Source organism: Phycicoccus jejuensis (assembly GCF_000720925.1).
In the GTDB taxonomy this organism is placed as follows: Bacteria; Actinomycetota; Actinomycetes; order Actinomycetales; family Dermatophilaceae; genus Phycicoccus; species Phycicoccus jejuensis.
In genome coordinates, this window is the sequence record NZ_JOEE01000011.1 from 50653 (window position 1) to 71142 (window position 20490).

Here is a 20490-nt window from a genome sequence, read left to right on the forward strand (position 1 = left end):
CCAGTCCCTACGGTGTCGGGTGGTCCGGTCGCCGCCGGACCTCCACCGGGGGTCCCAGGAGGGTCCATGAGCAACGTCCACACCGGGCACGACGGGGAGGGCGGCGCCGGCGCCGTCGACCACGACACCGTGCCGCCCGCGAACAAGAAGCTGCTCGCCGTCGCCGGCGTGCTCCTCGCGCTGCCCGTCGTCGCGCTGCTCTGGGTCGGCAGCTACAGCCGCGTCGAGCCGCGGCTGTGGGGCTTCCCCTTCTTCATCTGGTACCAGTTCCTCTGGGTGTTCCTCTGCTCGGCGCTGACGTACACGGCCTACCGGATCGTGCTGCGCGCCCGCCCGCACCGCGCGATGACCGGCCCCAGCGCCGGCGACCGGACGGGGGAGCAGGCGTGAGCGGGGTCGACGGCGTCGCGCTGGCCGTCCTCACCGTCCTCTTCCTCCTCGTCACCGTCATGGGCTTCCTCGCGACCCGCTGGCGGCGACCGACGTCGATGGAGTCCCTCGACGAGTGGGGTCTCGGCGGACGCTCGTTCGGCACGTGGATCACGTGGTTCCTGCTCGGCGGCGACCTCTACACCGCGTACACCTTCGTCGCGGTGCCGGCGGCGATGTTCGCCGCAGGGGCGGTGTCGGGCTTCTTCGCGGTGCCCTACACGATCGTCCTCTACCCGATCATCTTCGTCTTCATGGCGCGCCTGTGGTCGGTCAGCCACCGGCACGGGTACGTGACGACGGCCGACTTCGTGCGCGGACGCTTCGGCTCGCGCGGGCTCTCGCTCGCCGTGGCCGTCACCGGCTTCCTCGCGACGATGCCGTACATCGCGCTGCAGCTCGTCGGCATCCAGGCCGTGCTCGAGGTCGTCGGCCTCGGCGGCGGCAGCAACATCATCGCCAAGGACGCGCCGCTGTTCATCGCCTTCGCGCTGCTCGCGGCCTACACCTACTCGAGCGGCCTGCGTGCGCCGGCCGTCATCGCGTTCGTCAAGGACTTCCTCATCTACCTCGTCATCATCGTGGCGATCGTCTACCTGCCCTCGAAGTTCGGTGGCTGGGACGCGATCTTCTCGGCGGCCGAGCAGAAGATGGCCACGCCCAACCCGACCGACGGCAAGCCGACCGGTGCGTTCGTGCCCGGGGCGCAGGCGCACTGGGCCTACGCGACGCTGGGGCTCGGGTCGGCGCTCGCGCTCTTCATGTACCCGCACTCGGTGACGGCCAGCCTGTCGGCCAAGGACCGCAACACGATCCGCCGCAACGCGTCCATCCTGCCGGCGTACTCGTTCGTGCTCGGTCTGCTCGCCCTGCTCGGCTGGGTCGCCATCGCCGCGGGGACCAAGCCGATCGGGCTCGACGGCAAGCCGAACGCGCAGCTGGTCATCCCGCAGCTGTTCGAGGACTCGTTCCCGTCGTGGTTCGCGGGGGTCGCCTTCGCGGCCATCGCGATCGGGGCGCTCGTGCCTGCGGCGATCATGTCCATCGCGGCGGCCAACACCTTCACGCGCAACATCTACAAGGAGTGGCTCAAGCCCGACGCGACGCCGCAGCAGGAGGCCAAGGTCTCCAAGCTCGTGTCGCTGCTCGTCAAGGCGTTCGCGCTCGTCTTCGTGCTGGCGCTCGACAAGCAGAACGCCATCAACTTCCAGCTGCTCGGCGGCATCTGGATCCTCCAGACCTTCCCGGCCGTCGTCCTCGGGCTCTACACCCGCTGGCTGCACCGGTGGGCACTGACCGCCGGCTGGGCCGTCGGGATGGTCTACGGCACCTGGCAGGCGTGGCAGGTCGCCAACCCGCGCGCGGGCATCAACCACTTCGGTGGCTCGCTCTCGGAGATCCCCTTCATCGGGCAGATGGGCTACATCGCGGTGACGGCGTTCGCGCTCAACCTCGTCGTGGCGGTGCTCGGCACGTTCGTGCTCCGGGCGGCCAAGGCCCCCGAGGGCGAGGACGAGACCATCCGCGGCGACTACTTCGCCGACGCCGGTGACCCGCGGGTCCAGAAGGTGCTCCAGCCGCTGCACCAGGAGACGCCGAACCCCTGACCCGGGACGGCACGGGGGCGGGCGCGGACCGGGAGTCCGCGCCCGCCCCTGCCGTTGGCAGGATGGGGGCATGCAGCCCACCCCGTCGCCCCGGCTCGTCGAGCTCGCCCAGGCGCACGGCGTCGCCACCGAGTACTGGGACTGGCGGGGGCAGCACGTCGTCGTGCCCACGTCGTCGATCGTCGCGGTGCTCGCGGCGCTCGGGGTCGAGGCCTCGGACGACGCCGGGGTCGAGGTCGCGCTCGCCGACCACGCCGACCGGCCGTGGCGGCGCACGCTGCCCCCGACCGTCGTCACCCGCGCCGGGCGCACCACGCAGGTGCAGGTGCACGTGCCCGCCGGGTCGGGGGTCGGGCTCGTCGTCGAGCTCGAGGACGGGGGACGGGTCGAGGCGGCGCAGGTCGACCGCTGGGTGCCGGACCGCGTCGTCGACGGGGTGCCGCTGGGGGAGGCGACCTTCGAGCTGCCGGCCGATCTCCCGCTCGGGTGGCACCGGCTCGTGGCCGTCGGGGATGCCGAGCCGCTCGAGGCCGCGTCGGCCACCGCGACCCTCGTCGTGACGCCGGAACGGCTCGAGCTGCCGGAGCCGGTCGCGTCGCGCCGGGTCGTCGGGCTGATGGCCCAGCTCTACCAGGTGCGCTCGGCGACGACATGGGGCGTCGGCGACCTGCGCGACCTCGCCGGCCTCGCGACGTGGGCCGCCGCCGCGCACGACGCCGACTTCGTCCTCGTCAACCCGCTGCACGCGGCCGAGCCGGTGACGCCGATGGAGGCCTCGCCCTACCTGCCGACGACCCGCCGGTTCGTCAACCCGCTCTACCTCCACGTCGAGGACGTCCCCGAGGTCGCCTCGCTCGACGCGACCGCGCACCGGTCCTTCCTCGGGCTCGCCGCGCGGGGGCGGGCGCTCAACGACGGCGACCGCATCGACCGCGACGCCGCGTGGACGGTCAAGCGCGAGGCGCTGCGGCTCGTCTTCGACGCCGGGCGCTCCGGTGCGCGGGCGGACGCCTTCGAGGAGTTCTGCGCCCGCGAGGGGGAGGGGCTGCTGCACTTCGCCACGTGGTGCGCCCTCGCCGACGTCCACGGGCTGCCGTTCACGCAGTGGTCGGCCGACCTCCAGGACCCCGACGGGCCGGGCGTGCGCGCGTTCGCCGCCGCCCACGCCGACGACGTCGACTTCCACCGGTGGATGCAGTGGCTCCTCGAGGAGCAGCTCGCCGGGGCGCAGCGCGAGGCGACGGCGGCCGGGATGACGCTCGGCGTCGTCCACGACCTCGCCGTCGGGGTGCACCCGGTGGGTGCCGACGCGTGGGGCCTCGGGGACGCGCTGGCCCGCGGCGTCACCGTCGGCGCGCCGCCGGACCCGTTCAACCAGCTCGGCCAGAACTGGAGCCAGCCGCCGTGGCGCCCCGACCGGCTCGCGGAGCTCGGGTACGCGCCGTTCCGCGACATGGTGCGGACCGTGCTGCGCGACTCCGGCGGCATCCGGGTCGACCACATCCTCGGGCTGTTCCGCCTCTGGTGGATCCCGGCCGGCGGCTCGCCCGTCGACGGCACCTACGTCTACTACGACCACGAGGCGCTGCTCGGCATCCTCGTCCTCGAGGCGCAGCGCGCGGGCGCCGTCGTCATCGGCGAGGACCTCGGGGTCGTCGCGCCCAACGTCCGCGACGTCCTCCTCGAGCGCGGGCTGCTCGGCACGTCCATCCTGTGGTTCGAGTGGGACGACGACACCGTGCGCCCGCCGGAGTCCTACCGCGACCTGTGCCTCTCGACGGTCACGGTGCACGACCTGCCGCCGACCGCGGGGTACCTGACCCTCGAGCACGTCGCGGTGCGCGAGCGGCTCGGGCTGCTGACCCGGCCGGTCGAGGAGGAGCGCGAGGTCGAGCAGGCAGCCATCGGGCGGGTGCGCGCGGCGCTCGCGGAGCGCGGGCTGCTCGCGGCCGACGCGGACGTCGACGAGACCGTCGTGGCGCTGCACCGCTGGCTGGCCCGCACCCCGAGCCGGATGCTCGCCGTCGCGCTGCCCGACCTCGTCGGCGACCGTCGGGCCATCAACCAGCCGGGGACCAACGACGAGTACCCCAACTGGCGGCTGCCGCTCGCCGGCCCGGACGGCACCCCGGTCGACCTCGACGACATCCGCGAGGCACCCCTCGCCGAGGCCCTCTTCACCGCCCTGCGCACCCCTTGACCCCGGAGTCCGCGATGGCGCGGCTCGGGGCTCGGATGGTGGCGTCGCGAGGGGGGTGATCGCCCCCGTTCCTGCACCATCGGTCACGCCACCCACCCCATCCACGGGTCGCGGCGGGTGGCCCGCACCGCCGGGCGAGGGCGCGCCGCAGCGACGGCGTAGGCGGCCTCGAGGCGCCCCAGCACCGCCTCGGGCGTCCGGTCGATGCTCCGAGGCGTCACGCCGACGACGACGATGCCGGCCGCGGTGGACGTCGCGTCCGACTCGACGGTGGCGTCCCACTCATCGCCCTGGCCGTGGAACCGGCGCGAGTGCACCATCACCGCCATCGCGACGTCGTCGAACCAGGCATCGGGGCTGACGAGCCGCGACCCGGTGGCGCTGACGAGGCCGGGGTTGAGCCACGGTTCGGGGAGGACATCGGAGGTGCGGACGAGCACGGCGAGCGAGTGCTCGGGACGCGACCACGCGCCGCTGGCCGCGGCCGTGACGGCGGCGTCCACCTGTCCGCCGGACGCCGCCCTGGTGCGGTAGGCCCACTCCGCGACGTCGTCGAGACGGGCGATGCCCTTCTGGACGGCCTCGACGACGAGGGCCACGGCGGTGTCGGGGCTCGCGGCGACGGCGGCCGCGTCGACCGCGGACCGGGCGCGGGAGGACATCCGCAGCGGTCCGCGGACGACGACGTCGGGGTCGTGCAGCACGGTGCGTCGGACGGCGGCGAACCCCGCGGTCCGGTCCGACCCCGGCCGCGGGACGAGCAGGTGGACGGTGCCGTCGTCCTCCGCCGAGGTGATGCCGTGCAGGCGCGCCGCTGTCGGGCCGGCCAGGACGGACGTGGGGCCCGCCCACAGCAGGGCGGCCACGTGACGCTGCCGCACGGTCGGCTCCGCTCTGCTCGTCAGCACCACCCTCGGCAGGACCACCCGCCAGCCGCGACCGGCGTTCCACCGCCAGGCCTCGACGCTCACCCCGTGCGCGAGCAGCTGGGAGCGGCTGACGACGCCGTCCTGACGGGCGAGGAGGTCGAGGACCTGGGGTGGGAGCTCTGGCACGGAGTCATCGTCGACCGCCGGCAGGTGGACGCACGAGACGCCGGGGCGAACCTGTGGACGGCCGGGTCCGGCGTCGACGCCTGTGGACGACCCGGGCGTCGACATCCGTCGAGGGGCGCGCGCAGCCGTGGTGGGCCTCGGGGCGCCGTTCGTGGCGTCGGAACGGGGGCGATCACCCCCTGTGCGACGCCACGGAGGCAGCCACCGACGCCACCATCGCCGCAGGAACCGACGGCGGGGGTGGTGGTGGCTCGGGGTCAGGTGAGCTGGGCGAGGAAGCGGCCGGTGAGCGGCTGCCACGCCGTGCGCAGCGCCTCGCGGGCGGCGGTGACGTCGGCGAGGGCCACGGCCCCGGAGGCGGAGTCGGGCTCGGCGCGCACCCAGTCCGCGAAGACCTCCGGGGAGGTCTCGGGGTGGAACTGCACCGACCACGCCCGCAGCCCGAGCCGCAGCGCCTGCGGCCGACCGTCCGGCATCGTGGCGAGGAGCGTGGCGCCCGGCGGCAGGTCGAGCACGACGTCGTCGTTGTAGTGCACCGCCGGCGCCCCTGCCGACCCCCCGAGCAGGGGGTCGGCCGCGCCCTCGCGGGTCAGCGCGACCGGTGCGACCCCGATGGTCCGCCCGGACGGGTTTGGCCCCGCGCGGCCGCCGAGCGCCACGGCGGCGAGCTGGTGGCCGAGGCACACGCCGAGCACCGGCTCGCCGGCCCGGGCGGTGTCGCGCAGCAGGGCCTTGGTCGGGGTGAGCCACGGGTGCTCGGCGTCGTCGTTCGCGCCCATCGCCCCGCCGAGGACGACGAGCCCGTCGTGGCCTCCGTCGGCGAGGCGCGCGGGCACCGGCTCCCCGAGGTCCCCGCGGACGACGTCGAGCCCGACGCCGAGCGCGGCCCACCACTCGCCGAGCCACGCCGGAGGGGCGTCCGGCTCGTGCTGGACGACGAGGAGCCGCGGCACGGCCTAGCCGACCTGGGTGCCGACGAGCGAGCCGATCGCGTAGGTCAGGGCCATCGCGAGCAGGCCGCCGACGACGACGCGGACGGTCGCCCGCTGCGCGTCGGCGTCCCCGAGGCGGGCGCTGACCAGGCCCGTCCCGGCGAGCGCGAGGACGACGGCGAGCACCGTCACCGGCACGCGCCACTCCGTCGGCGGCAGGAGGATGGCGATCAGCGGCAGCAGCGCCCCCACGGTGAAGGCGATCATCGACGCCCACGCGGCGTGCCACGGGTTGGTGAGGTCCTCGGGGTCGATGCCGAGCTCGGCCTCGGCGTGCGCGCCGAGGGCGTCGTGGGCGGTGAGCTCGACGGCGACCTGCTCGGCGAGCGCGGGGGAGAGGCCCTTGCCCTCGTAGATCGCCGCGAGCTCGGCGAGCTCGGCCTCCGGCTCCTCGCGCAGCTCGCGGATCTCCTTGGCGATGAGGGCCTTCTCGCTGTCGCGCTGGGTGCTCACCGAGACGTACTCGCCGACCGCCATGCTCATCGCGCCGGCCGCGAGCCCGGCGAGGCCCGCTGTCAGCACCGGCCCGCGCTCGGCCGTCGCGGCGGCCACGCCGATGACGAGGCCGGCGGTCGAGACGATGCCGTCGTTCGCGCCGAGCACCCCGGCGCGCAGCCAGTTGAGCCGGCTCGAGAACGAGCGGTCGTGGGCCTCGTCGTGGCCCTCGAGCGCGGCGGCGTCGACGCGGTCCGGCGCCTGGTGGTCGGGGGTCACGTCAGTCACGGAAGATCGCCCCCTCGGCGCGCGCAGCGGTGGAGATGCGGTGGGCCAGCTCGATGTCGAGCTGGGTGAGCCCGCCGGCGTCGTGGGTCGTCAGCAGCCACCGGGTCGTGCGCCAGCGGATGTCGATGTCGGGGTGGTGGTTCATCTGCTCGGCCTCGTCGGCCGCGGCGGCCACCAGCCGGATCGCGGCCAGGAAGTCGGGCGCTTCGATCGAGGCCACGAGGGCGTCGCCCTCGCGCGCCCAGCCGGGCAGGTCCGCGAGCTGGCGGGTGACCTCGTCGTCGGTGAGGAGTCGGCTCATCCCGCCATCATCGGCCACCCGGGGCGCCGACGGCACCTCAGGTGAGCCTCACCGTGCCCGGCGTCTCAGGGCCCGGGAGGCGTCACCTGCGAGCTCGCGGACGACGTGCGGCGCGCGTCGGCCTCGGCCTCCGCGACCGACGCCGGGCCGATGGCGTCGCCCTCGTCCTCGCCGCGCCAGTCCTGCACGGTCGCGGTGGCGGTCACCTCGTGCCGCTGGATCTCGCCGCGGGCGATCTCCTCGGCGAAGTGGCACGCGACCCGGTGCGAGGCGGGCACGCCGTCGACCTCGACGACCCGCAGCTGCGGGCGCTCGTCGTCGCAGCGCGTCTCCTGCCGCCACGGGCAGCGGGTGTGGAAGCGGCAGCCCGACGGCGGGCGCGACGGGGAGGGGAGGTCGCCGACGAGGAGGATCTGCTCGCGCGCGTCCTCGGCGGCCGGGTCGGGCAGCGGCACGGCCGAGAGCAGCGCCCGCGTGTACGGGTGCAGCGGCTGCGCGTAGAGGTCGTCGGCCGACGCCTCCTCGACGAGCCCGCCGAGGTACATGACGCCGATCCGGTCGCTGATGTGCCGGACGACCGCGAGGTCGTGCGCGACGACGAGGTAGGTGAGGTCGAACTCGTCCTGCAGCTCCTCGAGCAGGTTGATGACCTGCGCCTGCACCGACACGTCGAGCGCCGAGACCGGCTCGTCGGCGACGATGAGCTTCGGCTCGACCGCGAGGGCGCGGGCGATGCCGATGCGCTGGCGCTGGCCGCCCGAGAACTCGTGCGGGTACTTCTTGAGGGCCGCCGCGGGCAGGCCGACGGCCGCGAGCAGCTCGCGCAGCCGCTTCGCCGTGGCCTTGGCGTCCGTCGCGAGGCCGTGCGCCTTCATCCCCTCGACGAGGAGCGACTCGACCGACTGCCGGGGGTCGAGGCTGCTCATCGGGTCCTGGAAGACCATCTGGAAGTCCTTGCGCCGCCGGCGCAGCGCGGCGCCCTTGAGCGAGGCGACGTCGGTGCCGTCGACGAGGACGCTGCCCTCGGTCGGCGGCTCGAGGTTGAGGATCGCCTTGCCGAGGGTCGACTTGCCGCAGCCGGACTCGCCGACGAGGCCGTAGGTCTCGCCCTTGCGGATCTGCAGGTCGACCCCGTCGACCGCGTAGACGTGGCCGATCACCTTGTCGAGGATGACGCCGCGCTTGATGGGGAAGTGCACCTTGACCCCGCGGGCGTCGACGAGCAGCTCGCGCTCGTCGACGGGCGTCTCGGCGGGCGTGGGCTCGGCGGTGGCGGTCATCGGGGTCCTCCGACGGGGTTGAAGCAGCGCAGCGCGCGGCTGCCGGACTCCTCGAGCTGCGGCGTCCGCTGGGTGCAGACGTCGACCGGCTGCGAGCAGCGGGGGGCGAAGGCGCAGGCGCTCGTCCACGGCAGGTTGTCCGACACCGAGCCGGGGATGGGCGTCAGCGGGGCGCGCTCGGCGTCGAGCCGGGGGATCGACGCGAGCAGGCCGTTCGTGTAGGGGTGGCGCGGCTGCCCGAAGAGCTCGTGCCGGCCGCCGCGCTCGACGATCCGGCCGCCGTAGAGGACGTTGACCTCGTCGCAGAGCCCCGCGACGACCCCGAGGTCGTGCGTGATCATGACCAGGGCCGTCCCGGTCTCCTGGACCAGCTCCTTGAGCAGGCTGAGGATCTGCGCCTGGATCGTCACGTCGAGCGCGGTCGTCGGCTCGTCGGCGATGAGCAGCCGCGGCGCGCAGGCCAGGGCCATCGCGATGAGCGCGCGCTGGCGCATCCCGCCCGACATCTGGTGCGGGTAGTCCTTGAGCCGGCGGTCGGGGTCGGGGATGCCGACGCGCTTGAGGAGGTCGCGGGCCAGGGGCGTCGCCGCCTTGCGCGACATCTTGCGGTGGCGCTCGAGGACCTCGGTGACCTGCAGGCCCACGGGCACCACCGGGTTCAGCGACGAGAGCGGGTCCTGGAAGATCATCGCGATGTCGCGACCGCGCCGGTCACGCATCTCGGAGGAGCCGAGGCGCAGCAGGTCGGTGCCGTCGAAGGTCGCGGTGCCCTCGACCCGGTTGCCGCGCCGGGGGAGCAGCCCCATGATCGCGAGCGAGGTGACGGACTTGCCGCAGCCGGACTCGCCGACGAGGCCGACGGTCTGGCCGGGCCGGACGTCGAACGAGACTCCGTCGACGGCGGTGAAGGGCTCCTCGCCCTGCCGCGTGAACGTGACCCTCAGGTCGCGGACGGACAGCAGCGGCTCGTCGCCGTGACGGTTCGTGGACGGGGTGGTCGCCGTGGCGGTCATCGGCGGGTCACCTCCTGCTCTTGGGGTCGAGGGCCTCGCGCAGCGACTCGCCCATGAGGGTGAAGCCGAGGGCGACGACGATGATGCACAGCGCCGGGTACACGGCGAGGTGCGGGTAGTCGTAGATGTAGGTCTGGGCCTTGCCGAGCATCTGGCCCCACTCGGGCTGGCGGTCGTTGGGGTTGCCGAGCCCGAGGAAGCTCAGGGCGGCGGCGTCGATGATCGACGTCGCGAGCACGAGCGTCGACTGGACGATGACCGGGCCGAGCGCGTTGGGCAGCATGTGCCGGAAGACGACGGCCCGCTCGGTGACACCGAGGGCACGGGCGGCGAGCACGTGGTCGCTGTGCCGCTGGGCGAGCATCGACCCGCGCAGCAGGCGCGCGAAGATCGGCACCTGGACGGCCGCCACGGCGATGATGACGGTCAGCTGGCTCGGGCGAGCGGCCAGCGCGGCGATGGAGAAGGCGAGCAGCAGCGAGGGGATCGAGAGCAGGACGTCGACGATGCGCATGACGAGCGCGTCGACCCACCCGCCGAACGCGCCGGCGAGGATGCCGAGGACCATCCCGCCGGCGAGTCCGAACAGCGTCGCGAAGACCCCGACGATGAGCGTCTGCTGGCTGCCGACGATGAGGCGGGAGAGCAGGTCGCGGCCGGCGTCGTCGGCGCCGAGCGGGAACCCGGGCTGGGGGCCCGGCACGGGGTTGGACTGCGGGCGCACCTGGTCGATGAGGTAGCCGACCGCGGGGTCGTGCGGGGCGATGACGCGCGACACGAGGGCGAGAACGACGAAGAGGAGCGTGATGCCCGCGCCGATGAGGAAGACCGGGTTGCGGCGCAGGCGCTTCCACGCGCTGGCGATGAGCGAGACGCCGGGCTTCTCGTCGACCGTCCCGGCCTCGCGGACGAGGGTGGCCGTGCCGCCCGAGGTCGCGGCGAGGTCGTCGATGCGGTCCTTGCGGCGGTTCATGGGGTTGGTGGGGCTCATCGGGTCCTCACCCTCGGGTCGATGACGGCGTACGCGATGTCGACGAGCAGGTTGATGATGACGTAGATCGCGGCGGCCGCGAGGATGAGGACCTCGAGGACCGGGTAGTCGCGCCGCTGGAAGGCCACCGCCAGCGCGTTCCCGATGCCGCCGAAGTTGAAGACCTGCTCGGTGAGCACCGCTCCGGCGAGCAGGCCGCCGGTCTGGAGGCCGATCGTCGTGACGACGGGCAGCAGGGCGTTGCGCAGGACGTGCCGGCCCCGGATGACGCGGGCGTTGAGGCCCTTGGACTCGGCGGTGCGCACGTAGTCCTCACCGAGCACGTCGAGGACCGAGGCGCGGGTGATGCGGTAGATGACCGCGAAGGGGATCGTCGCGAGGGCCACCGACGGCAGGACCAGGTGCTTGAGGGCGCTCGCCGAGCAGTCGAACTCCCGGGTCAGCAGGCCGTCCAGGACGAAGAAGTTCGTCACGCGGGTGCAGCCGATGTTGTCCTGGCGACCCGAGACCGGGAACCAGTTGTGCTCGACCGAGAGCTGGTACTTGAGGAGGAAGGCGAGGAAGAAGACCGGGACGGCGACACCGACGAGCGAGACGACGACCAGCCCGCTGTCGAGCGGCGAGTTGGCGCGCCGGGCGGAGACGTAGCCGAGCGGGATCGCGAGGACGACGGCGATGAGCAGGGCCAGGAAGCTCAGCTCGATGGTGGCCGGCAGCCGGTCGAGGAAGATCGTCATGGCGTCGGTCCCGGGCAGGACGCCGGTCGAGACGCCGAACTCGCCCCGGAGGGCGCGGGTGAGGAACTTCCAGTACTGGACCCAGATCGGCTCGTCGAGGCCGAGCGCCTTGGTCAGCGCGGCCCGGGTCTCGGGCGTGGCCCGCTCGCCGAGGATCGCGGAGACCGTGCCTCCGGGCAGGGAGCGCAGCCAGAAGAACAGGAGCAGCGAGAGCACGAAGACCACCCCCACCATCTGGAGGAGTCGTCTGATGATGAAACGCGCCAACGTGAGGCTCCTGGTGTTCCCGGTGGACGACGGTGGCCGCCCCGAACGGCTGTGTTCGGGGCGGCCACCGACCCTATACGGACGTGCTCGCGGGGTGGGGACCCCGCGCGGTCACTTGCCTACGGTGACGGTGTCGAACGTCTCCGCCGTCAGCGGGCTGGCCACGAGGCCCTGGACCTTGTCGCTCGTGACGAGCGCCGGCGGGGAGTGGCTGACCGGGATGCCCGGCAGGTACTCCTCGGCGATGCGCTTGTTGATGTCCTGGTAGGCGGCGTCGCGCTCACCCTCGTCGACGATGGCGTCGGCCTTCTTGAGGTCCTCGGAGAGCGTCTTGCCCCACGGCATCACGCTCGTGTGGAAGTCGTTGCTCTTGAGGTTGCTGAAGAAGGTGCCGAGGAAGTTGTCCGCGGCGTTGTAGTCGCCGGTCCAGCCGAGCAGCCACATGTCGTACGCGCCGTTGGCCGACACGTCGTCGAGGTAGCCACCGTTCCACGGCTTGCTCACCTGCTCGACCTTGATGCCGACGGCCTCGAGGTCCTTGGTGAACGCGGCGTGGATCTTCTGGGGGTCCGGCATGTACGGCCGCGAGACCTCGGTCGGGAAGGCGAACTTGAGGGTCAGGCCCTCGGCGCCGGCCTCGGCGAGGAGCGACTTGGCCTTCTCCGGGTCGTACGCGTACGGCTGGAGCTGGGTGTTGTAGCCGGAGACGGTGTCGGGCATGAACTGCGAGGCCACCTTGGCGCCCTCGGGCAGCTGGGTCTTGACCATCTGGTCCCGGTTGAGGGCGTAGGCGATGGCCTGGCGCACCTTGAGGTCCTTGAGCTTCGGGTTCCGCTCCGGGTTCAGGCCCAGGTAGAGGATGTTGAAGGCGGGGCGGACCTCGACCTTGTTGCCGGCGTCCTCCAGACCCTTCCAGTCGACCGGGTTGGGCAGGTCGTAGCCGTCGATCGAGCCGGCCTGCAGCTCCTGGCGGCGGGTGCTCTCGTCGGGGATGATCTTGAAGACGAGGGTCTTGGTCTTCGGCTGCTCGCCGTAGTAGTTCTCGTTGGCGACGAGGGTGACGGTCTTGTTCGCCTCGTCGTACTTCGAGAGCTTGTACGGGCCGATGCCGACCGGGGCCTTCGAGTAGGCGGGGTAGGTGAAGCCCTCGCCCTGCGCCTGGACGTTGTTGGCGTCCCCGTCCTTGAGCGCCTTCGGCGACTGCATCGAGAAGGAGTCGAGCGACAGGATCGTCGGGAAGCTCGAGGTGGTGCGGGTGACGTCGATGACCGCGGTGTTCTCGTCCGGCGCCTCGCACGACTTGTAGAGCGAGCCCGACGGGTCGTCGCTGAACGAGCCGAAGAAGTAGCCCCAGTACTCGGCCGCCGTCTGGCCGGCGCCCTTCTGCTCGAACATGCGCTGCATGTTGTCGCAGACCGCCTGGCCGTTGAACGGCTCGCCGTCGGAGAACTTCACGCCCTGGCGCAGCTTGAAGGTCCAGGACAGGCCGTCCTCGGACGGGGTCCAGCTCTCGGCCAGCTCGGGCTGGATGTCGGCGGTGCCGGGCTTGATGCCGAGCAGGCCCGAGTGGATCTGGCGGGTGATGCGGAAGGTCTCGCCGTCGGTCGCGTAGAGCGGGTCGAAGACGTCGGGGGCCCCCGCCGCGCCGAACGTGAAGGTGTCCTTCACGTTCGTGGCACCGGATGCGCCCGTCCCTCCGTCGGAGTCCCGCTCGGACTGGGCGCACGCCGTCATGCTCAGGGCGGCGGCCGTCAGGAGCACGAGGGGCGCCGTGCGCTTGCGTGTCATCAGTGTGAACCTCGCTTGGGTGTGCGATCGCTCGGACCGCCCGGGTCGGGCGGACGAGGTCCCGCGCGGGCACCGGTCGCCCGGCCCCTCGCGGTTGCACGGACCCTAGCCAGCAAATTGCGCGGGGGGAACGGCCCGACGCGAGTGGTTACCCAAGTGAGACCGAATCCGCGGCGCAGACCTTTCGGCGCGTCTCCGCGGCCGCGCCACTACGCCGATTCGGTCGCTGGCGCAAGACCTGAGAGACTGGTGGGCATGTCTGCCTCCCGCCGCGACGACCTCCGTAACGTCGCCATCGTCGCGCACGTCGACCACGGAAAGACCACGCTCGTCGACAAGATGCTGTGGCAGTCCGGAGCCTTCGGCGAGCACCAGCACGTCGACGAGCGCGCCATGGACAGCGGTGACCTCGAGCGCGAGAAGGGCATCACCATCCTCGCGAAGAACACCGCCGTCCGGTACGCCGGCCCGGCCGCGGTCGACGCCGGGATCACCGACGGCATGACCATCAACATCATCGACACCCCGGGCCACGCCGACTTCGGTGGCGAGGTCGAGCGCGGCCTGTCGATGGTCGACGGCGTCGTCCTGCTCGTCGACGCCTCCGAGGGCCCGCTGCCCCAGACCCGGTTCGTCCTGCGCAAGGCGCTCGCCGCGCAGATGCCCGTCGTCCTGTGCATCAACAAGGTCGACCGCCCCGACGCCCGCATCGCCGAGGTCGTCGACGAGGTCTACGAGCTGTTCATGGACCTCCTCGTCGACGCCGAGCACCACCAGGACCAGCTCGACTTCCCGGTCGTCTACGCCTCGGCCAAGGCCGGCCGCGCCTCGCTGACCCGCCCGGCCGACGGCGGCCTGCCGGAGGACGAGGACCTCGAGGCGCTGTTCCGGACGATCATCGAGACGATCCCTGCGCCCTCCTACGACGACGAGGCCCCGCTCCAGGCGCACGTCACCAACCTGGACGCGTCCAACTTCCTCGGCCGCCTCGCGCTCCTGCGCGTGCACAACGGCACGATCCGCAAGGGCCAGCAGGTCGCCTGGTGCCGCCGCGACGGCTCGACCGTCCCGGTGAAGATCACCGAGCTGCTCATGACCGAGGCGCTCGAGCGCCGCTCCGCGGAGTCCGCCGGCCCGGGCGACATCATCGCCGTCGCCGGCATCCCCGAGATCACCATCGGCGAGACCCTCGCCGACCTCGACGACCCGCGGCCGCTGCCGCTCATCACGGTCGACGAGCCGGCCATCTCGATGACGATCGGCATCAACACCAGCCCGATGGCCGGCCGCGTCAAGGGCGCCAAGGTCACCGCGCGCCTGGTCAAGGACCGCCTCGACCGCGAGCTCATCGGCAACGTCTCGATGCGCGTCCTGCCGACCGAGCGCCCCGACGCCTGGGAGGTCCAGGGCCGTGGTGAGCTCGCCCTGGCCATCCTCGTCGAGCAGATGCGCCGCGAGGGCTACGAGCTGACCGTCGGCAAGCCGGTCGTCGTCACCCGCGAGGTCGACGGCAAGGTGCAGGAGCCGGTCGAGCGGCTGACCATCGACACCCCCGAGGAGTACCTCGGCTCCATCACCCAGCTGCTCGCCGCCCGCAAGGGCCGCATGGAGCAGATGACCAACCACGGCACCGGCTGGGTCCGGATGGAGTACCTCGTCCCCTCGCGCGGCCTCATCGGCTTCCGGACGCAGTTCCTCACCGACACCCGCGGCACCGGCATCGCCAACCACGTCTTCGAGGGCTACGAGCCCTGGCTCGGCGAGATCACGACCCGCATCAGCGGCTCGCTCGTCTCGGACCGCTCGGGGCCCGCGACCGCCTACGCGATGATGAACCTCCAGGAGCGCGGGACGCTCTTCATCCCGCCGACCACCGAGGTGTACGAGGGCATGATCGTCGGCGAGAACTCGCGCGCCGACGACATGGACGTCAACATCACCAAGGAGAAGAAGCTCACCAACGTGCGCTCCGCCGGTGCCGACGTCCTCGAGCGGCTCGCGCCGCCCCGCGCCCTCTCGCTCGAGCAGTCCCTCGAGTTCTGCCGCGAGGACGAGTGCGTCGAGGTGACCCCCGAGGCGATCCGCATCCGGAAGGTGGAGCTCGACCAGACTCTGCGCGCCCGCGCCGCGGCCCGCGCCAGGAGGAGCTGACCGCAGGGCATGACGAGCAGGAGCGACCGCAGTCCCGAGCAGGCCGCCGTCTCGCGCAGCGCGCGGCGGCGGGCGAGCCGGCGCCGTCCGACGCGCCTCGTCGTGGGGCTGGCCCTCATCGTCGTCGCGGTGCTCGTCGGGGCGGGGGTGGTCGTGGCGCGTCAGCGCGGCGGCGGCACCGGCTCCGACACGCTGCCGAGCTCGGCGGTCGGGGACCGCGTCGACACCCGCGGGGGCACGCTCAGCGCGCTCGCCCTGGGTCCGGTGCCCTCGTGGGACCCGCAGCGGATCGCGTCGCGGGCCGACATGGCCTTCGCCGGGCGGGTGTTCGCGCGGACCCTCACCGCCTACGCCCCGAGCACCGACCCGCAGCAGCAGTCGCGGCTCGTCGGCGACCTCGCGACCGACACCGGCACCGCGAGCGAGGACCTCAAGACCTGGTCCTTCACCCTGCGCGAGGGCCTGCGGTGGCAGGACGGCAGCGAGCTGACCTGCGCGGACGTCGCCTACGGCATCTCGCGGACCTTCGCCACCGACGAGGTGACGGGCGGCCCGACCGACGCGCTGGCCGTGCTCGCCATCCCGCGCGAGGCCGACGGGTCGAGCACCTACACCGGTCCGTACGGCTCCGGCGAGAAGGCGAAGGCCGCGCAGGCCGTCTTCGACAAGGCCGTGACGTGCGACGACCGCCAGATCACGTTCACCCTGAGCACCCCGGTCGGTGACTTCGCCGAGATGCTCTCGCAGCCCGCGTTCGGCCCGGTCAAGAAGTCCGCCGACCGTCGGGCCGACGGCACCTACGACGTGTTCAGCAGCGGCCCGTACATGCTGCGGGGCGCGTGGGAGCCCGGCCGCGGCGGCCTCTTCGTGCGCAACCCGCACTGGGACGCCGCGAGCGACCCCGTGCGCAAGGCCTACCCGGACCAGATCCGCTACCAGGAGGGCCTGGACGCGGAGGCGATCGCGCAGCAGGTGAGCGCCGACAACGCCGCCGGCCGGGCCGCCGTGGCCCTCGCGTCCGTGCCGCCCGCCATCCAGCAGCAGGTCACCGCCGTGCAGAGCCTCGGTGACCGGTCGGTCAACCCGCTGACCGGCGTGGTCGACTACCTCGTGCCGAACGTCAAGAGCCCCGTCTTCGCGGACGAGAAGGTCCGGCTGGCGCTCGCCGCCGCGACCAACCGCGACGCGTACGTCACCGCCATCGGCGGCGCCACCGCGGCGCAGCCGTCGCTGTCGCTCCTGCCGAGCGCCCTGCCGTCGGCGCACGACGACGACCCGGTGGGGGCCGGGGTGCGCGGTGACGCCGCCCGGGCCAAGGCCCTGCTCGCCGAGGCGAAGGTCGAGGGCCCGGTGGAGTTCACCCTCGCCTACCGCTCCGACCCCACGGCCGACAAGGCCGTCGCGGCCCTCGTCGCGGGCTGGCGGCAGGCCGGCTTCGCGCCGACCGTCGAGCCGATCACCGAGGACTACTTCTCGACGATCGTCCAGAAGTCCGCCGCCGAGGACTACGACGTGTTCTGGTCCAACTGGGCACCCGCGTGGCCCTCGGGCTCGACGGTGCTCCCGCCGCTGTTCGACAGCACGATCAACATCACCGACGCGGGCCCCGGCCGCGACTACGGCTACTTCAGCGACGAGCGCCTCGACGAGCAGATGGCCAAGACCTCGACCGTCGCCGACCGGACGGCCCGCGAGCGGGGCTGGGCCGACGTCGACCGCCGGCTGCTCCAGCAGGGCGCCTACATCGGGCTCGCGGAGCGTCGCGCGCTGTACATCGCGGGCAGCGACGTGCGCAACCTCTCGGCCAACACCGTGCTCGGCGGCGTCGTCGAGCTCGCCGACATCGCGGTCGTGCCGTGAGGGGCCTGCTCGACGGCCTCGACCTCGGGGGCAGGCCGTCCCGGATGCTCTTCGTCCACGCCCACCCGGACGACGAGACGCTGACGACCGGGGTCGCGCTGGCCCACCACGCGGCCCGGGGCGACGAGGTCCACGTCCTCACGTGCACGCTCGGCGAGGAGGGCGAGGTCATCCCGCCGGCGCTCGCGCACCTCGAGGGCGACGGCCCCGCGCTCGCCGCGCACCGCCGCGACGAGCTGCAGCGGGCGATGGCCGTCCTCGGCGTCACCCACCACCTGCTCGAGGACGCCGACGGCGCCTTCCGCGACTCGGGGATGGCCGGCTCGGCCGCCGCGGCCGACCCGCGCGCCTGGGCCGGGGTGGCGCCCGAGGTCGCGGCCGCCGCGGTCGCCGCCGTCGTCGAGCGCCTCGCCCCGGACGTCGTCGTCACCTACGACGCGGGGGGTGGCTACGGCCACCCCGACCACGTGCGCACCCATGCGGCGACCCGGCAGGCCCTGCGCACCACGGGGGCCGACCTGCCGCTGCTCGGCCGCCTCACCCCGCTGACCTGGGCGAGCGAGGACCACGCCTGGCTCGCCGCCCACGTCCCCGCGGGCGAGGGATGGGTCGTACCGGACGCGACGAGCGAGTACGCGGGCGACGTCGTCCCGGACGAGGTCGTCACCCGGGCCGTGGTCGACGCCTCCGTCGTGCCCGCCCAGGAGCAGGCCCTGCGCGCCCACGAGACCCAGGTCGTCGTCGGCCCGGGGTGGTACGCCCTGTCCAACCGCCACGTCTTCCGGCTCGCCGGCCGCGAGGGCTACGCGCGCCTCGACCTCGCGACGGGCCGCCCGGTGGGGGAGGCGTCGTGAGCACCCCCGACGAGGCCGTCTTCCGGCAGGCGATGGGCCGGATGGCCCAGGGCGTCAGCATCATCACGACGCGCCAGGGCGGTCACGACCACGCGATGACCGCCGACACCGTCACCTCGGTCTCGCTCGACCCGCTGCTCGTCCTCGTCTGCGTCGAGACCGAGAGCCGCTTCCACGACGCCGTCGTCGACGCCGGCGTCTGGGGTGTCAGCGTGCTCGGCGTCGACCAGCGGCCGCTGTCGGACTGGTTCGCCACCCGCGGCCGCCCCCTGCACGGCCAGCTCGACCGCGCGCCGCACCACCGCGGCCCGCAGACCGGCGTGCCGCTCGTCGACGGCGCCCTGACGACGCTCGAGTGCCGGACCACGGCCGTCCACCCCGCGGGGGACCACGTCATCGTCGTCGGCGAGGTGCTCGGCGTCGACATCCCCGACACCGTCGGGCCCGCCCTCGTCCACTACCGCGGCCGCTACGGGAGCCTCGCATGACCGACGACCTGCTCGGGCCGGACACCTGGGAGGAGCCGGCGTGGGAGGACCCTGCGCCCGGCCGCCGGCGCTGGCCCTACGTCGTCGGCGGGGCGCTCGTGCTGCTCGCCGTCGTCTACGGCGCGACCGCGGCCTGGGCCGCGGACCGGGTCGCGCGTGGCACCACCGTCGCCGGCGTCGAGGTCGGCGGCCAGAGCGCGGCGCAGGCCCGCGCGACGCTCGCGCGCGCGCTCGGTGACGGCTCGGGCCGCCCGCTGACGCTCACGTCCCCGGCCGGCGAGGCGTCCGTCGACCCGGCCGACGCCGGGCTCGCCGTCGACGTCCCGGCCAGCGTCGACCCGCTCGTCGGCTTCAGCCTCGCCCCCGCCGACGTCTGGCGCCAGGTCGCCGGCGGCGGGGAGCAGCCGGCCGCCGTCACCGTCGACGAGGCCGCGTTCGGCGAGGCGCTGGAGGGCGTGCGGGACGAGCTCGACGCGTCGGCGAAGGAGGGCAGCGTCTCCGTCGCCGGCGGCAAGGTGGCCTACGAGGAGCCGGTCGCCGGGGTCGAGACCGACGTCGCGCGGACGGCTGCCGCGGTGCGTCGCGCCTGGCCCGGCCGCGACACCGTCGCCGTCGTCGGCGACGTTCGGGCCCCGAAGGTGTCCGCGCAGGAGCTGCAGCGGGTCCGCGACGAGTTCGCGGAGGTGGCCGTGTCCGCGCCGGTCACCGTGCAGGTCGGCGGGTCCTCCTTCGAGCTGTCCGCGAAGCAGCTCGCCCCGGCGGCCGTGCTCACGCCGGCCGACGACGGCACGATCACGCCGCGCGCCGACGACGAGAAGCTGCGCGCGATCGTCCACGCGGCCGCGAAGAAGGCCAAGCTCGAGGTCGCCCCGAAGGACGCCGTCGTCACGTTCGCCGGCAACGACTGGCGCAAGCCGAAGGTCGCCCCGTCGGCCCCGGGCAGCGCGCTCGACGACGCCTCGATCAGCGCCGCGGTCTGGACGGCCTTCTCCACCCCGTCGAAGACCGCCACGGTGACGACCAAGGAGGTGCAGCCGGAGTTCACGACCGAGGTCGCGAAGAAGACGCTGCCCCGGGAGAAGGTCTCCAGCTTCACCACCTACTACGAGCCGGGCGCGGCGCGCGTCACCAACATCAAGAACGCCGCCCGCTACCTCGACGGCACCTACGTGCCCCCGGGCGAGCAGTTCAGCATGAACGGCGTCCTCGGCGAGCGGACCCCCGACAAGGGCTACGTCAAGGCGGGGATCATCCTCAACAACCGCCTCTCCGACAGCTACGGCGGCGGCATCTCGCAGGTCTCGACGACGATCTTCAACGCCTCGTTCTTCGCCGGCGTGCAGCTCGACGCGTGGCAGGCCCACTCGTTCTACATCTCGCGCTACCCCGAGGGCCGGGAGGCGACGATCTCGTGGCCGGACCTGCACAACAAGTTCACGAACACGCTCGACGGCGGCATCCTCATCGACGTCGTCGCGACGGACACCTCGGTCACCGTCACGTACTGGGGCACGAAGAAGTACGACGTCGAGGCGACCAAGAGTGCCCGCTACGACATCGTCCAGCCGAAGGTCGTCCGGGACGACAGCCCGACCTGCAAGCCGCAGGGGCCCGTCCCCGGCTTCAAGGTCGACATCGGCCGCATCTTCAAGCAGGGCGGCAAGGTCGTCCGGAAGGCCTCGTTCACGACCTCCTACGTGCCCGAGGACGACGTGACCTGTACCGCCTCCGGCCGCTGAGCCGATGCCGGTGTC

At 73.1% G+C, this 20490-nt stretch carries 17 protein-coding genes; 8 read left to right on the plus strand and 9 right to left on the minus strand.

The genetic code is table 11. The annotated features are described in order from the left end of the window. The first annotated feature begins 66 nt into the window (after window positions 1-66). From IG69_RS20515 to malQ, 3 genes are all read left to right on the plus strand, one after another. Window positions 67-390, plus strand: coding sequence for a DUF3311 domain-containing protein (locus IG69_RS20515; protein WP_084696916.1), 324 nt, complete (start codon window positions 67-69; stop codon window positions 388-390). Further along, entirely contained in the window at window positions 387-2036 is a 1650-nt protein-coding gene (mctP, locus tag IG69_RS0117840) for a monocarboxylate uptake permease MctP (RefSeq protein WP_030529523.1), read from the plus strand. The genes IG69_RS20515 and mctP overlap by 4 nt, the downstream gene beginning before the upstream one ends. A gap of 70 nt (window positions 2037-2106) precedes the next feature. Then, the gene (malQ, locus tag IG69_RS0117845; RefSeq protein ID WP_030529524.1) at window positions 2107-4236 is read left to right on the plus strand and encodes a 4-alpha-glucanotransferase; all 2130 of its coding nucleotides are present in this window, start codon (window positions 2107-2109) and stop codon (window positions 4234-4236) included. Window positions 4237-4319: 83 nt separating this feature from the next. Here the strand turns inward: malQ and IG69_RS0117850 are convergent, their stop codons facing one another. From IG69_RS0117850 to IG69_RS0117890, 9 genes are all read right to left on the minus strand, one after another. Beyond that, entirely contained in the window at window positions 4320-5291 is a 972-nt protein-coding gene (locus tag IG69_RS0117850; protein WP_030529525.1) for a hypothetical protein, read from the minus strand. Between the two features lie 257 nt (window positions 5292-5548). Continuing rightward, window positions 5549-6244: a type 1 glutamine amidotransferase gene (locus IG69_RS0117855; RefSeq protein WP_030529526.1), complete on the minus strand. Its 696-nt coding sequence runs from the start codon at window positions 6242-6244 to the stop codon at window positions 5549-5551. Between the two features lie 3 nt (window positions 6245-6247). Then, window positions 6248-6997, minus strand: coding sequence for a VIT1/CCC1 transporter family protein (locus tag IG69_RS0117860; protein ID WP_030529527.1), 750 nt, complete (start codon window positions 6995-6997; stop codon window positions 6248-6250). A 1-nt stretch (window position 6998) separates the two neighbouring features. After that, window positions 6999-7307, minus strand: coding sequence for a 4a-hydroxytetrahydrobiopterin dehydratase (locus IG69_RS0117865; protein ID WP_030529528.1), 309 nt, complete (start codon window positions 7305-7307; stop codon window positions 6999-7001). A gap of 65 nt (window positions 7308-7372) precedes the next feature. Further along, complete coding sequence (locus tag IG69_RS0117870; protein WP_051750718.1) at window positions 7373-8587, minus strand: ABC transporter ATP-binding protein; 1215 nt, start codon at window positions 8585-8587, stop codon at window positions 7373-7375. Further along, the gene (locus IG69_RS0117875) at window positions 8584-9600 is read right to left on the minus strand and encodes an ABC transporter ATP-binding protein (RefSeq protein ID WP_030529530.1); all 1017 of its coding nucleotides are present in this window, start codon (window positions 9598-9600) and stop codon (window positions 8584-8586) included. Before IG69_RS0117875 ends, IG69_RS0117870 begins: the two co-directional genes overlap by 4 nt. Before the next feature lie 7 nt (window positions 9601-9607). After that, window positions 9608-10591, minus strand: a complete 984-nt coding sequence (locus tag IG69_RS0117880) for an ABC transporter permease (RefSeq protein WP_030529531.1) — start codon at window positions 10589-10591, stop codon at window positions 9608-9610. After that, on the minus strand, window positions 10588-11595 hold the full coding sequence (locus IG69_RS0117885) for an ABC transporter permease (protein WP_030529532.1): 1008 nt from the start codon (window positions 11593-11595) through the stop codon (window positions 10588-10590). Before IG69_RS0117885 ends, IG69_RS0117880 begins: the two co-directional genes overlap by 4 nt. A 111-nt stretch (window positions 11596-11706) precedes the next feature. Then, window positions 11707-13383, minus strand: coding sequence for an ABC transporter substrate-binding protein (locus IG69_RS0117890; protein ID WP_030529533.1), 1677 nt, complete (start codon window positions 13381-13383; stop codon window positions 11707-11709). Between the two features lie 255 nt (window positions 13384-13638). On the opposite strand from IG69_RS0117890, the gene typA reads away from it, so the two are divergent. The 5 genes from typA to IG69_RS0117915 are packed head-to-tail and all read left to right on the plus strand — an operon-like array spanning window position 13639 to window position 20475. Further along, window positions 13639-15534: a translational GTPase TypA gene (typA, locus tag IG69_RS0117895; protein WP_030529534.1), complete on the plus strand. Its 1896-nt coding sequence runs from the start codon at window positions 13639-13641 to the stop codon at window positions 15532-15534. A 9-nt stretch (window positions 15535-15543) separates the two neighbouring features. Then, complete coding sequence (locus IG69_RS0117900; RefSeq protein ID WP_084696918.1) at window positions 15544-17394, plus strand: ABC transporter substrate-binding protein; 1851 nt, start codon at window positions 15544-15546, stop codon at window positions 17392-17394. After that, window positions 17391-18248 (plus strand): PIG-L family deacetylase, encoded by an 858-nt coding sequence (locus IG69_RS0117905; RefSeq protein ID WP_245616191.1) that lies wholly within the window; start codon window positions 17391-17393, stop codon window positions 18246-18248. Before IG69_RS0117900 ends, IG69_RS0117905 begins: the two co-directional genes overlap by 4 nt. Further along, window positions 18245-18736, plus strand: a complete 492-nt coding sequence (locus tag IG69_RS0117910) for a flavin reductase family protein (RefSeq protein WP_030529537.1) — start codon at window positions 18245-18247, stop codon at window positions 18734-18736. The genes IG69_RS0117905 and IG69_RS0117910 overlap by 4 nt, the downstream gene beginning before the upstream one ends. After that, entirely contained in the window at window positions 18733-20475 is a 1743-nt protein-coding gene (locus IG69_RS0117915) for a VanW family protein (RefSeq protein WP_030529538.1), read from the plus strand. Before IG69_RS0117910 ends, IG69_RS0117915 begins: the two co-directional genes overlap by 4 nt. Window positions 20476-20490: the final 15 nt, after the last annotated feature.

Bases quoted from the DNA above. Each gene is read 5' to 3' on its own strand.
- IG69_RS0117875 (WP_030529530.1), bottom strand. From the start codon at position 9,600: ATGACCGCCACGGCGACCACCCCGTCCACGAACCGTCACGGCGACGAG.
- IG69_RS0117915 (WP_030529538.1), top strand. From the start codon at position 18,733: ATGACCGACGACCTGCTCGGGCCGGACACCTGGGAGGAGCCGGCGTGG.
- IG69_RS0117900 (WP_084696918.1), top strand. From the start codon at position 15,544: ATGACGAGCAGGAGCGACCGCAGTCCCGAGCAGGCCGCCGTCTCGCGC.
- typA (WP_030529534.1), top strand. From the start codon at position 13,639: ATGTCTGCCTCCCGCCGCGACGACCTCCGTAACGTCGCCATCGTCGCG.
- IG69_RS0117870 (WP_051750718.1), bottom strand. From the start codon at position 8,587: ATGACCGCCACCGCCGAGCCCACGCCCGCCGAGACGCCCGTCGACGAG.
- IG69_RS0117865 (WP_030529528.1), bottom strand. From the start codon at position 7,307: ATGAGCCGACTCCTCACCGACGACGAGGTCACCCGCCAGCTCGCGGAC.
- IG69_RS0117890 (WP_030529533.1), bottom strand. From the start codon at position 13,383: ATGACACGCAAGCGCACGGCGCCCCTCGTGCTCCTGACGGCCGCCGCC.
- IG69_RS0117880 (WP_030529531.1), bottom strand. From the start codon at position 10,591: ATGAGCCCCACCAACCCCATGAACCGCCGCAAGGACCGCATCGACGAC.
- IG69_RS20515 (WP_084696916.1), top strand. From the start codon at position 67: ATGAGCAACGTCCACACCGGGCACGACGGGGAGGGCGGCGCCGGCGCC.
- malQ (WP_030529524.1), top strand. From the start codon at position 2,107: ATGCAGCCCACCCCGTCGCCCCGGCTCGTCGAGCTCGCCCAGGCGCAC.